Annotated in this window: 12 protein-coding genes; 4 read left to right on the plus strand and 8 right to left on the minus strand. The window is 70.4% G+C overall.

From position 1 onward, the window contains the following. Positions 1-50 precede the first annotated feature (50 nt). From ACIBW9_RS03630 to fasR, 3 genes are all read right to left on the minus strand, one after another. Positions 51-1,052 (minus strand): ketoacyl-ACP synthase III, encoded by a 1,002-nt coding sequence (locus ACIBW9_RS03630; RefSeq protein WP_398950816.1) that lies wholly within the window; start codon positions 1,050-1,052, stop codon positions 51-53. Between the two features lie 21 nt (positions 1,053-1,073). Next, complete coding sequence (locus tag ACIBW9_RS03635) at positions 1,074-1,991, minus strand: ACP S-malonyltransferase (protein WP_398950818.1); 918 nt, start codon at positions 1,989-1,991, stop codon at positions 1,074-1,076. 89 nt (positions 1,992-2,080) lie between these two features. Further along, positions 2,081-3,286 (minus strand): fatty acid biosynthesis transcriptional regulator FasR, encoded by a 1,206-nt coding sequence (gene fasR / locus ACIBW9_RS03640; protein ID WP_398950820.1) that lies wholly within the window; start codon positions 3,284-3,286, stop codon positions 2,081-2,083. A gap of 71 nt (positions 3,287-3,357) precedes the next feature. Here fasR and ACIBW9_RS03645 point away from each other — a divergent pair, with 71 nt between their 5' ends. Further along, positions 3,358-4,041 (plus strand): pirin family protein, encoded by a 684-nt coding sequence (locus tag ACIBW9_RS03645; protein ID WP_398952080.1) that lies wholly within the window; start codon positions 3,358-3,360, stop codon positions 4,039-4,041. A gap of 135 nt (positions 4,042-4,176) precedes the next feature. On the opposite strand, the gene ACIBW9_RS03650 is transcribed toward ACIBW9_RS03645, so the two are convergent. Beyond that, positions 4,177-4,998: a serine hydrolase domain-containing protein gene (locus tag ACIBW9_RS03650; RefSeq protein WP_398950822.1), complete on the minus strand. Its 822-nt coding sequence runs from the start codon at positions 4,996-4,998 to the stop codon at positions 4,177-4,179. An 18-nt stretch (positions 4,999-5,016) separates the two neighbouring features. Next, positions 5,017-5,487, minus strand: a complete 471-nt coding sequence (locus ACIBW9_RS03655; protein WP_398950824.1) for a GNAT family N-acetyltransferase — start codon at positions 5,485-5,487, stop codon at positions 5,017-5,019. Positions 5,488-5,614: 127 nt separating this feature from the next. Between ACIBW9_RS03655 and ACIBW9_RS03660 the strand changes: the two genes are divergently transcribed. Further along, positions 5,615-6,055 carry a MerR family transcriptional regulator gene (locus tag ACIBW9_RS03660; protein WP_115908394.1) on the plus strand — a complete coding sequence of 147 codons (441 nt, stop codon included), beginning with the start codon at positions 5,615-5,617 and terminating at the stop codon, positions 6,053-6,055. Further along, the gene (locus ACIBW9_RS03665; protein WP_398950827.1) at positions 6,052-7,068 is read left to right on the plus strand and encodes an aldo/keto reductase; all 1,017 of its coding nucleotides are present in this window, start codon (positions 6,052-6,054) and stop codon (positions 7,066-7,068) included. Before ACIBW9_RS03660 ends, ACIBW9_RS03665 begins: the two co-directional genes overlap by 4 nt. 174 nt (positions 7,069-7,242) lie before the next feature. On the opposite strand, the gene ACIBW9_RS03670 is transcribed toward ACIBW9_RS03665, so the two are convergent. From ACIBW9_RS03670 to ACIBW9_RS03680, 3 genes are all read right to left on the minus strand, one after another. Further along, positions 7,243-8,100, minus strand: coding sequence for a DUF4429 domain-containing protein (locus ACIBW9_RS03670; RefSeq protein WP_398952082.1), 858 nt, complete (start codon positions 8,098-8,100; stop codon positions 7,243-7,245). A gap of 57 nt (positions 8,101-8,157) precedes the next feature. Next, complete coding sequence (locus ACIBW9_RS03675; RefSeq protein ID WP_398950829.1) at positions 8,158-9,375, minus strand: alpha/beta hydrolase; 1,218 nt, start codon at positions 9,373-9,375, stop codon at positions 8,158-8,160. Positions 9,376-9,488: 113 nt separating this feature from the next. Continuing rightward, entirely contained in the window at positions 9,489-10,115 is a 627-nt protein-coding gene (locus ACIBW9_RS03680) for a TetR family transcriptional regulator (protein ID WP_398950831.1), read from the minus strand. A 66-nt stretch (positions 10,116-10,181) separates the two neighbouring features. On the opposite strand from ACIBW9_RS03680, the gene ACIBW9_RS03685 reads away from it, so the two are divergent. Further along, positions 10,182-11,801 carry an MFS transporter gene (locus ACIBW9_RS03685; protein ID WP_398950833.1) on the plus strand — a complete coding sequence of 540 codons (1,620 nt, stop codon included), beginning with the start codon at positions 10,182-10,184 and terminating at the stop codon, positions 11,799-11,801. The last annotated feature ends 242 nt before the right edge of the window (positions 11,802-12,043 follow it).

Genomic DNA, 12,043 nt, shown 5'->3' on the forward strand with positions numbered 1-12,043 from the left:
TGTTGCAGTGCTTTCCGCACCGGATCCGATGATGATCCGGCACGGAGTGCCTAGGGGAGGGTAACGACCGTCGCGGCGTACACGAGACCCGCCCCGAAGCCGATGACGAGCGCGGTGTCGCCGCTCTTCGCCTCACCGGTCGCCAGAAGCCGCTCCATGGCGAGCGGAATCGAGGCGGCCGAGGTGTTGCCGGTGGTGCGTACGTCACGCGCGACCGTGACGTGCTCCGGCAGTTTCAGCGTCTTCACCATCGAGTCGATGATCCGCTCGTTGGCCTGGTGGGGAATGAAGACGTCCAGGTCGTCCGGGGTGATCCCGGCCGCGTCCAGCGCCTGCTGGGCGACCTTCGCCATCTCGAACACGGCCCAGCGGAACACCGCCTGGCCTTCCTGCGTGATCGCAGGGAACTTGGCGACCGAGCCTTCGCGGTAGTCCGTCCACGGCACGGTCTGCTTGATCGTCTCGGACTTGTCGCCCTCCGAGCCCCACACCGTCGGACCGATCGCCGGCTCCTTGGAGGGGCCGACCACGACCGCGCCCGCGCCGTCGCCGAACAGGAAGGCCGTCGCGCGGTCCTCCAGGTCGGTGAGGTCGGACAGCCGCTCCACACCGATGACCAGGACGTACTCCGCGGAGCCCTCGACGATCATGCCCTTGGCGAGGGTGAGCCCGTAGCCGAAGCCCGCGCAGCCCGCGGAGATGTCGAAGGCGGCGGCCTTGTTCGTGCCGAGCTTGTCGGCGATCTCCGTGGCCACGGCGGGGGTCTGCTTGAAGTGCGACACGGTCGAGACGATCACGCCGCCGATCTGCTCGGCGGAGATCCCGGCGTCGGCGATCGCCTTGCCGGACGCCTCGATCGACATCGCGGCGACGGTCTCCTCGGCGGAGGCCCAGTGCCGGGTCTCGATGCCGGAGCGCGAACGGATCCACTCGTCGGACGAGTCGATCGTCTCGAGGATCACCTCGTTCGGCACCACCCGGGTCGGGCGGTAGCCGCCCACACCGAGGATGCGCGCGTACGGGGCGCCCTTGCTGGGCTTGATCTTCGACATGTTCGTACGGCTCCTTGGGTGTCAGGCTTGGGCGTGCTCAGAGATGAGCTCGCGGGCCGCGTCGAGGTCGTCGGGGGTCTTGAGCGCGAGCGTCTTCACGCCCGGCAGCGCGCGCTTGGCGAGGCCGACCAGCGTGCCGCCGGGGGAGACCTCGATCAGGGCGGTCGCGCCGAGCTCCTTGAAGGTCTCCATGCACAGGTCCCAGCGGACCGGGTTGGCGACCTGGCCGACCAGGCGCTCCAGCACCTCGGCGCCGGTCGCGACCGTCTGCCCGTCCTTGTTGGACACGTACGTGAACTTCGGGTCGGCGGGCGCCAGTTCGGCGGCGGCCTTGGCCAGCGCGTCGACGGCGGGCGCCATGTGGTGCGTGTGGAAGGCGCCGGCGACCTTCAGCGGGACGACCTTGCGGACGCCCTCGGGCTTGTCCTCGTTCAGCACGGCGAGCTGCTCCAGCGTGCCGGCGGCGACGATCTGGCCCGCGCCGTTCACGTTCGCCGGAGTCAGGCCCAGCTTCTCCAGATGCGCGACGGAGACCTCGGGGTCGCCGCCGAGCAGCGCCGACATCCCGGTCTCGGTGATCGCGGCGGCGTCGGCCATGGCCAGACCCCGCTTGCGCACGAGGGTGAGCGCGGAGGTGTCGTCGAGGATGCCGGCGAAGGCGGCGGCGGTGATCTCGCCGACGCTGTGGCCCGCGACGGCGCCCGGCGTGACGGCACCGAGTGCCGCGGCGGACAGGATGCCGGCGGCGACGAGCAGCGGCTGGGCCACGGCGGTGTCGCGGATCTCCTCTGCGTCGGCCTTCGTGCCGTAGTGAGCGAGGTCCAGTCCGATGGCGTCCGACCAGGCGGCGACGCGGTCAGCGGCACCGGGCAGTTCGAGCCAGGGAGTCAGGAAGCCGGGCGTCTGGGCGCCCTGGCCGGGAGCGACGAGTACGAGCACTCTCACACTCTCTCTTGTGGACGGCCAAGGCCGCCCGTGGGGACAGGGACGAAGAACACGAGGGGGTTTTGTGGACCCCCGACAAAAGACTAGGCGGGGAGATCCCCGTCGGCTAGACGCCCCAGGATCAGCGCGATCCGTAGCGTGAAGGCGGAGCGTACATCGGAAGGCGACCAGCCGGTGACGTCAGTCACACGTCGGAGCCGGTAGCGCACGGTGTTCGGGTGAACGAAGAGCATCCGGGCGGCGCCCTCCAGACTGCTCGCCTGCTCCAGATAGACGGAGAGCGTCTCCAGAAGCGCCGACCCGGCCTCCTCCAGCGGTCTGTAGATCTCCTCCACCAGCTGCTCGCGCGCGCTCGGGTCACCGGCGATCGCACGCTCCGGAAGCAGATCGTCCGCCAGTACCGGCCGCGGGGCGTCCTGCCAGGCGGAACACGCTTTGAGGCCGGCGGCCGCGGCCTGCGCGGACCGGGTCGCGGCGAGCAGATCGGCCACCACGGGCCCGGCCACGACGGGCCCGGCGGCGTACGGGCCGATCAGCGACTTGGCCACGCCGATCGGGTTGTCGCTGCCACCGGCGATGACGACGAGGCGGTCCCCGAGCACCCCGGTGAGCACCTGCAGCTTGGCGTGCCGGGCGGCCCGCCGGATCGCCTCCACCGTCAACTCGGAGTCCCCGTCGGGCGCGGTTCCGAGGACCACACACACATGCTCCGGGGCGTTCCACCCCAGGGCGGCGGCTCGGCTGACGGCACCCTCGTCGGCCTCACCGCTCAGCACGGCATTGACGACGAGTGACTCGAGCCGCGCGTCCCAGGCACCGCGTGCCTCGGCGGCCTGGGCGTACACCTGGGCGGTGGCGAAGGCGATCTCCCGCGCGTACACGAGCAGCGCCTCGCGCAGCACGCTCTCGTCGCCGGGCGCCGCCACCTCGTCGATGGCGGACTCCATGACCTCGATGGTGGTGCGCACCATCTCCACGGTCTGCCGCAGCGTGATCGCCCTGGTCAGTTCGCGGGGCGCGGTCCCGAACACATCCGTCGAGATGGCCTGCGGGGCGTCGGGGTGCCGGAACCACTCGGTGAAGGCGGCGATACCGGCCTGGGCGACCAACCCGATCCAGGACCGGTTCTCCGGGGGCATCGCCCGGTACCACGGCAGCGTCTCGTCCATGCGCGCGATGGCCTGCTGGGCGAGAGAGCCGGAGGACTTCTCCAGTCGCTTCAGGGTCGCCGCGTGCGGGTGGACGCCGCGCGCGGCGGCTTCGGGCTTGCTCGTTTCGGGTTCGGGCACGGGGACAAGACTGCCTTATCCGGACGGGAGCGTGCGTCGCCGGGTGCGGGCTGAGGGCTACCGTGGAGTACGTGATGGACGTACGGCGCGCTGCGGAGCGCTATCCAGGGGGCGACCCGGCAGCCGGCATCGAGTCGTGGCACGCCTTCTCCTTCGGCCCGCACTACGACCCCGACAACCTCCGCTTCGGCGCGGTGATCGCCTGCAACGAGGAGCGGCTCGCGCCCGGCGCCGGCTTCGACGAACACCCGCACAGCCACACCGAGATCGTGACGTGGGTGGTCGAGGGCGAGCTGACCCACCGGGACTCCTTCGGCCACGAGACGACGGTCCGGCCCGGCGACGTCCAGCGGCTGAGCTCGGCGGCGGGCGTACGGCACGTGGAGCGCAACGACGGCGACGGCCCGCTGACCTTCGTCCAGATGTGGCTGGCCCCCCGCGACCCCGGCGGCGACCCCGCCTACGAGATCGTCCACGGCATCGCGGACTCGACGCCGTACGCGGTCCCGGAGGCGGGAGCGATGCTCCATGTACGGCGCCTGGGGGCGGGGGAGCGGACGGCGGTGCCGGACGCGGCGTATGTGTACGCGCATGTGGTGCGGGGTGAAGTGACCCTGGACGGGGAGCACTTGGGTCCCGGTGATGCGGCCCGCATCACGGACGCCAAGGACCTGGAGGCACTGGCCGCGACGGACGCGGAGCTGCTGATCTGGGCACTCGAGAACGAGGCGGGAAGACCCCCGCTTCCGGCCTGAACGGCCTCGTCCTCAAACGCCGGAGGGGCTGAAAAATTCAGCCCCTCCGGCGTTTGAGGAGCGGGGGTCCGGGGGCTGGCCCCCGGGTCGGGACGGGAAGGGGCGGGCGGGGGCGAAAAACCCGGGGTGCCGAACTCAGCGGCGCAGCTCCGAGAGCACCGCATCCGTGAACACCGGCCAAGCCTCCACCGCCCACGGCCCGAAGGCCCGGTCGGTCAGGGCCACGCCCGCCACCCCCGCATCCGGGTCGACCCACAGGAACGTACCCGCCTGCCCGAAGTGCCCGAAGGTCCGCGGCGAGGACGAAGACCCCGTCCAGTGCGGCGACTTGGAGTCCCGGATCTCGAAGCCGAGCCCCCAGTCGTTCGGATTCTGGTGCCCGTACCCCGGCAGAACACCCTTCGTCCCCGGGTACTGCACCGTCATCGCCTGCGCCACCGTCCGAGGATCCAGCAGCCGCGGCGCCTGCACCTCGGCCGCGAACCGCAGCAGGTCCTCGACCGTCGAGACACCGTCCTTGGCGGGGGAGCCCTCCAGGGACGTGCCGCTCATCCCCAGCGGCTCCAGCACCGCCTGCCGCAGATACTCCCCGAACGGGATGTCCGTCGCCTTGGCGATGTGGTCGCCGAGCTGCTCGAACCCGGCGTTGGAGTACAGCCGCCGCTCCCCGGCCGGCGCGGTCACCCGGTGCTCGTCGAACGCGAGCCCCGAGGTGTGGGCCAGCAGATGCCGGACCGTCGAGCCGGGCGGCCCTGCCGGTTCGTCGAGCTCGATCGCGCCCTCCTCGTATGCGACGAGGGCGGCGTACGCGGCGAGAGGCTTGGTGACCGAGGCGAGCGGGAAGCGGTGGCCGATCGGACCATGGGTGCCGAGGACCGTGCCGTCGCCCCGCACCACACCCGCCGCAGCGGTGGGAACCGGCCAGTTTTCGATCAGCGCAAGGCTCTTCAGCGACATGCCGTCGAGCCTAAGCGCTCACAGCGTGAGCTCCAGCAACGGGTCGGGCTTGGGCTTGAACCCGAGCGACACATAGAGCGGCTCGGCGTCCGGGGAGGCGGTCAGGTGCACACGCGCGGCGCCGCGCTCCCGGAACCAGTCCAGCAGTACGTCCATGCACGCGCGCGCATAGCCGCGACGGCGCGCGTCCGGATCGGTCGCCACACTGAAGACGAAGCCGACCGCCCCGTGCGGATCTCCCGCCTTCCCGATCCGGTAGTCCACCGTCCCGGCCACCAGCGCGGCCAACGCGCCCGGCCGCTCGGGATGGTCGACGACGAAGGCGGCGAAGTTCCCCTCCGTCTCGCCCAGCCTCTCCCGCAGCCCGGGCAGTGACTGCGCGTGCCAGTCCGTGGCCGGATCCGAACCCGGCAGCGCGTCGATCATCACCTGGCGCAGCCGCAGCACTTCCCGCGCGTCCTCGGGCCCGGCCCGGCGTACAAGACTCATGCCCCGCACGCTAGTCACCGCCACAGCGCCATGTCCCGCGGATTTCTGCTGTGCTGATCTCTGCTGTGCTTGTTTCTTACCGGTTCCGCTTGCTTGGAGTGCACTCGAAGGTCATAGCGTTGAGGCCATGACGGTGATGGAGACCACGCCCACCAGGACCGACAGCTGCGGTGCCCCGCCCCACCCCCATCGACGCCCCGAAGGCCAGGACAGTTACACGATCAGCGAGGTCGTCGCGTTCACCGGCCTGACCGCGCACACCCTGCGCTGGTACGAGCGCATCGGACTGATGCCGCACGTGGACCGCTCGCACACGGGCCAGCGCCGCTACAGCAACCGCGACCTCGACTGGCTGGACCTCGTCGGCAAGCTCCGGCTCACCGGTATGCCGGTCGCCGACATGGTGCGGTACGCGGAACTGGTGCGCGAGGGCGACCACACGTTCGGCGAGCGCTTCGAACTCCTCGAGCAGACCCGCCGGGACGTGCTGTCCCGGATGGCGGAGCTCCAGGACACCCTCGCGGTGCTCGACCGGAAGATCAGTTTCTACGCGGAGAAGGTGCGATGACGGACAGCAGGATCCCGACCGTACGACTGGGCGCCGACGGCCCCGAGGTCGGCGTACAGGGCCTCGGCTGCATGGGCATGAGCTGGGCGTACGGCCCCTCGGACGCGGAGGAGGCGCGGGCCACCCTGGAGCGGGCACTGGAGCTGGGCGTCACGCTGTACGACACGGCGGAGGGCTACGGCGACGGCGACAACGAGCGTTTCCTCTCGCCCTTCTTCAAGGCCCACCGAGACGAGGTCGTCATCGCGACGAAGTTCGGCGTACGCGTTCCGGCGGGTGACCGCACCAAGCGGGTCATCCGCGGCGACGCCGCGTACGTCCGCCAGGCCGCCGAGGGCAGTCTGCGCCGCCTGGACGTCGACGTCATCGACCTCTACTACATGCACCGGCGCGATGTGAAGGTCCCGATCGAGGAGACCGTCGGCGCCATGGCCGAGCTGGTCCGCGAGGGCAAGGTCAAGCACCTCGGCCTCAGCGAGGTCACCGCCGACGAACTGCGCGCAGCGCAGGCCGTACACCCGATCGCCGCCGTGCAGTCGGAGTGGTCCCTGTTCAGCCGGGACATCGAGACCAACGTGGTGCCGGCCGCCCGCGAACTGGGCGTGGCCCTGGTCCCGTACTCCCCGCTGGGTCGCGGCTTCCTCGCCGGCTCCTTCTCCAACGCGGCAAAGGACCTCACCGACGGCGACGTCCGCCGTACGATGCCCCGCTTCCAGGGCGACAATGCGGCCACCAACGCAACGCTCCTGGAACCCATCCGAGCGGTGGCCGAGGCCCACGGCGCCTCCCCGGCCCAGATCGCCCTGGCCTGGGTCCAGCAACGAGCAGCCGTACACGGCCTCCCGGTGGCCCAGATCCCGGGCACGACAAAGGTCAGGCGCGTAGAGGAAAACGCAGCGGCCACGTCAATCGTCCTGACGGATGACGAGCTGGCTGCGCTGGAGCCGATCGCGTCCAAGGTGGCCGGCACCCGCTACCCGGACATGAGCTTCGCTTCAGCAGGCAGGGAGTAGGGCTTCCAGGGGGCGCGGGGACGGCTCTTACGGGGGCCGCCGGGTCCGGCTTTTACGAGGGGGCGCGGGCACGGTTTGTAGGGGCGCGGGGCTGTATCGATTTGCGGCTCCGCCGCGTGGGCGCGACAAGCCACAACGCACCCGCACCAGCCAACGAACCGGACCCCGCACCCCCTAAAGCTCCGCCAGCAGTTCCGCCTTCTTGAGGGAGAACTCCTCATCCGTCACCAGCCCCGCCTGATGCAGCTCCCCCAGGTGACGAATGCGCTCAGCGATGTCGGCCGGATCGCGCCTCGGCGCACCGGCCGACACCACAGCCGCCGGCCCGGCATCCCGCACCGCGGCCAACACAGCCGCCGCAAACGGCAACGACTCATGCACAGGCCCGTACCCCAGCCCGAACACCACAGCCGCCGGATCCTGGTCCACCTGCTCAGCCTGCGCAGCATTCCGTCGCAACAACCGCAGATGCCCCTCGAACACCTCCGGTGACCGCCACTCCACCCCGCTCAGCTCCCCGACGGGAAAGCTCTGGTCGCCGGCCTTCCACTTCGCCGACGACGCCCCCGTCCAGAACCACCGGAAGTGCACGGTCTTCCCGTCGAAGGACGCCTTGGCGTCATACGCCTTGAACTGCCGGGGCGCCTCGGGCGCAGCCACCAGAAACCGCTCGGCGGGCTCCGGGTCCGCGGTCAGCTGCCCCCGCAGCTCATCGGCGTAGTACTCGGCGAGAGCGTCCCGTTCGGCAGGCAGCACCAGCCGGTACGGATCGCACCCTTCCTTCAGCTGCCCCGCAGCCGCCTCCAGCAGCGGATCGGCCCCGGGCCGCACCTCCGCCCGCAGGACGACGGTGCCGCGCTTGCCGGGTGACAGCGTCACCCCGGAGATCGCCTCCAGCGGAACCCGGCGTTCCCCCAGCGCCTGGAAGAGCTTGGGTGTTCGAATCCCCCGTTCGTAGCGGATGAGCACGGAGTCGGACTCGAACTCCCAGGCGGCATGAAATCCGGCCAGTACGTCACCCATGCGGCTCATCGTATGCATGACCCGCTCCTTCGTCTCCACCCCGCGCGGACCGCAGTTTCTGCGCCTCTACGCGCGTCCGGCCGTGGACGCGTCGGACAAACCCTCCCGGCACACGTTCTCCTCGCGTGCGCAGCGCACCGACCGGTACGCGCCAACGCCGATCTCCGCGAAGTTCCGCACGCTCTCCGTGCCCGGCTCGAAATAACCGGCATGTCCCTTCGCACCCTGCGCGGACAGCACTCGCGCCCCGAACGCGGCCGACACCGGGTCGGCGCCGTGGCCCAGCCCGCCGAGCTCCAGGTAGGGCACGTCCTGGACCCAGTCGGTGGCGTCCCGCATCGCCCACACCTGGGCGGTGGTGCGCAGATGGGAGGCGTTCGACACACGCATGCCGGGGCTGGCGGCCACCGCTATGTCCGCGACCCGGCGCGGCAGTCCTGGCGCGGCGATGCCGCACACCACGGAGCCGTAGCTGTGGCAGAACAGCGAGACCGGCGCCTTGCCTGGCAGCCCGCGCAACATGGCGTTCAGCCGCAGCGAGCCCTCCGCCGCGCGCATCGCCGTCGCCGAGTCGATGCCGAGCCCGGCGGGCGCCGTGTAGTCGGCCCAGGCGATCACGGCCGTACGCGTCGTCGGGCTCGCCGCCCGCTCCGCCGCGTACAGCGACTGGGCCATGCCGAGGGCCGCCGAGTACGGGCGGTTGGTCTTCTGGAAAGTGAGCAGGTTGGTGTCGACTCCGGGGACGACGACCGACACACGCTCGGCGCGCTTCAGGTCCCCGATCACCTCCGCGACCCGCCCCGAGCCCTCGGGGTCGAAGGCGAGGATCTGCCGGCCCTGTCGCAGCAGCGACTCGTAGCGGTGCATACGCCGGCCGGCGTCCTGCTGCCCGAGCAGCGAGAGCTGGCTGTCGTGCATGCGCCGGAGCTCGACCTTGCGCTGCGCGGTGAGCGCGAGCCGGTTGGCGCGGTAGCGCAGCACGAGGGGAGCACCGTTCATGTTGCCGACCGCGAGGGGGTAGCGGCGGGCGAGACGGTCGCGCTCCTGAGCGGTGAGCGAGGCGAAGAAGCGGGCGAGGCGCGCGGGGGACGCGTCCGGGTCCGGCAGATGGTGTCCGTGGAGAGAGCCGTGCTCCCAGGAGGAGAGCGAGGCCTGCAGCGGAGTCACCGCGCGATGGCTGCGCAGGGCGGTCCATCCGGTGGTCGCCAGCATCACGAACACGACGGCCAGCGCGAGCAGGGCGCGCCAGACGTTCAGTTGCGGGGAGGTGTCGAAGGAAGTCACTGGGAGGACACACTAGGAGAACGAGAGGGTCTCGCGTGAGCTGAGTGACGGGTATCACGTTTCGATAAACGCGACGATGACCTCAGTGTCTGTCAATGTCCTCGCGATGTGTCTCAGCGTGTGCGCCAGCTCTCCGTGAGTGCGGGCCCCACCTGTTCGAGGTACGAGATCGTCAACGCGCGCATCGCCTCGACACTGAAGTCCTCACCGGTGGACCACTGCCGTTCCGTCACCCGCATCACCCCGCTGAAGATCGCCAGGGCGAGGCGCGGCCGTGGGTCGGTGTCCACGTCCAGGCCCTCCCGCTCGGCGAGCACCCGCGCGATGGCCTCCTCGGTCTCCTCGTTGCGCCGCAGATGCGCGGCGAGCAGGACCGGCGTCGACTCGATCACCCGGTACATCCGCAAGTACAGCTCGACCGGTACGACGGCCTCGATGGTCTCGTGGAGCGTGTCCCAGCCCTCCAGGACCGCCTGGCGCAGCGCGGCCAGCGGCGCCTCGTCCGCCGGCCGCTCGCGCACGGCCTCGACGAACCGCGCCACCGCCAGCTCCTGCAGGGCGAGCGCGGCCTCCTCCTTGCCCGCGAAGTAGCGGAAGAAGGTGCGCTGCGAGACGTCGACGGCCTCGGCGATGTCATCGACGGTCGTCTGCTCGTACCCGCGGGTGGTGAACAGCTCGACGGCGGCCCGCAGCAGCGCGTCCCGGGTGCGCTGCTTCTTGCGTTCGCGGAGTGTTTCCATATGCGTCAGTTACTGACTTGTGAATTGGTTTGTCAATTGTCAGCGGCTGTCACTAGCCTCGAACGCATGACTAGTCAGACCGCCATCGACACGACGGGGCCGGGGGACAAGGCACCGGAAGCCCCGTCGGACGCGCCGGGGGCCTCCGGGCTGCGCGGCCACCCGTGGTTCACCCTCATCACCGTCGCCGTCGGGGTCATGATGGTGGCCCTCGACGGGACCATCGTGGCCATCGCCAACCCGGCCATCCAGAAGGACCTGGGGGCGAGCTTCGCCGACGTCCAGTGGATCACCAACGGGTACTTCCTCGCCCTGGCGGTCTCCCTGATCACCGCGGGCAAGCTCGGCGACCGCTTCGGACACCGCCAGACCTTCCTGGTCGGCGTGACCGGCTTCGCCGCCGCCTCCGGTGCCATCGGCCTGTCGAACAGCATCGCCGCGGTCGTCACCTTCCGCGTCTTCCAGGGACTGTTCGGCGCGCTGCTGATGCCGGCCGCGCTCGGCCTGCTGCGGGCGACCTTCCCGGCCGAGAAGCTCAACATGGCCATCGGCATCTGGGGCATGGTCATCGGCGCCTCCACCGCCGGCGGCCCGATCCTCGGCGGCGTCCTGGTCGAGCACGTCAACTGGCAGTCGGTGTTCTTCATCAACGTGCCGGTCGGCGCGATCGCCCTGCTCCTGGGCCTGCTGATCCTGCGCGACCACCGCGCGGAGAACGCCCCGCGCTCCTTCGACCTCCTGGGTATCGCCCTGCTCTCGGGCGCGATGTTCTGCCTGGTCTGGGCCCTGATCAAGGCCCCGGCCTGGGGCTGGGGCGACGGCAAGACCTGGACCTTCATAGCCGCGTCCGTCCTCGGCTTCGCCCTGTTCTCCTTCTGGGAGACGAAGGTCAAGGAGCCGCTGATCCCGCTGACCCTCTTCCGCTCGGTCCCGCTGTCCGCGGGTGTCGTGCTGATGGTCCTGATGGCCATCGCCTTCATGGGCGGCCTGTTCTTCGTGACGTTCTACCTGCAGAACGTGCACGGGATGAAGCCGATCGACGCCGGTCTCCATCTGCTCCCGCTCACCGGCATGATGATCGTCGGCTCCCCGCTCGCAGGCGTGCTGATCACCAAGCTGGGCCCGCGCATCCCGCTGGCCGGCGGCATGGCGGCCACCGCGATCGCCATGTACGGCATGTCGACGCTGAAGGCGGACACCGGCAGCGCCGTCATGTCCCTCTGGTTCGCCCTGCTCGGCCTCGGCCTCGCGCCGGTCATGGTCGGCGCCACGGAGGTCATCGTCGGCAACGCGCCCATGGAGCTGTCCGGTGTCGCAGGCGGCCTCCAGCAGGCGGCGATGCAGATCGGCGGCAGCCTCGGCACGGCCGTCCTCGGCGCCGTGATGGCGTCCAAGGTCGACAGCGACCTCGCCGGCAACTGGAAGGACGCCGGCCTCCCCCCGCTCACCCCGACCCAGCTCGGCCAGGCCTCCGAGGCCGTCCAGGTCGGTGTGGCCCCGGTCGCCAAGGGCACTCCGGACGCGATTGCTGCGAAGATCGCGGGCGTCGCGCACGACACGTTCATCTCCGGTATGAGCCTGGCGTCCCTGGTGGCGTGCGGAGTCGCGGTCGTGGCGGTCTTCGTCGCCCTGCTCACCAAGCGCGGCGAGAACGCGGAGGCGGGTGCGGGCGCGGCCCACATCTGACGCGGGGAAGCCCGGCGAACTTGACGGGTTTTCAAAGGACTTCGCCTATCAGGGTGAAGAAGCTAAAGATTCCTCGCATCCGGTGCGCACCGCAGGCCACAGTGGTCAAGTCCTCCCGCACGGCATGTTCCTCGGGCAAGTTCGTACGGAGTGGAGGGCGACCGGTGCTGCGGCGCGCTGCCGGAGGGGGGCAGCGCGCCGGCAGCACCGAGGATTAGGAAGCGCACCGTGGGTACTCGCTC

Origin of the sequence: Streptomyces sp. NPDC049541 (assembly GCF_044465725.1) — a bacterium.
Lineage (GTDB): Bacteria > Actinomycetota > Actinomycetes > Streptomycetales > Streptomycetaceae > Streptomyces.

Excerpts from the sequence above, each read along its gene's own strand:
- ACIBW9_RS03630 (WP_398950816.1), bottom strand. The coding sequence starts at position 1,052 with ATGTCGAAGATCAAGCCCAGCAAGGGCGCCCCGTACGCGCGCATCCTC.
- ACIBW9_RS03650 (WP_398950822.1), bottom strand. The coding sequence starts at position 4,998 with ATGTCGCTGAAGAGCCTTGCGCTGATCGAAAACTGGCCGGTTCCCACC.
- ACIBW9_RS03655 (WP_398950824.1), bottom strand. The coding sequence starts at position 5,487 with ATGAGTCTTGTACGCCGGGCCGGGCCCGAGGACGCGCGGGAAGTGCTG.
- ACIBW9_RS03660 (WP_115908394.1), top strand. The coding sequence starts at position 5,615 with ATGACGGTGATGGAGACCACGCCCACCAGGACCGACAGCTGCGGTGCC.
- ACIBW9_RS03665 (WP_398950827.1), top strand. The coding sequence starts at position 6,052 with ATGACGGACAGCAGGATCCCGACCGTACGACTGGGCGCCGACGGCCCC.
- ACIBW9_RS03670 (WP_398952082.1), bottom strand. The coding sequence starts at position 8,100 with ATGAGCCGCATGGGTGACGTACTGGCCGGATTTCATGCCGCCTGGGAG.
- ACIBW9_RS03680 (WP_398950831.1), bottom strand. The coding sequence starts at position 10,115 with ATGGAAACACTCCGCGAACGCAAGAAGCAGCGCACCCGGGACGCGCTG.
- ACIBW9_RS03685 (WP_398950833.1), top strand. The coding sequence starts at position 10,182 with ATGACTAGTCAGACCGCCATCGACACGACGGGGCCGGGGGACAAGGCA.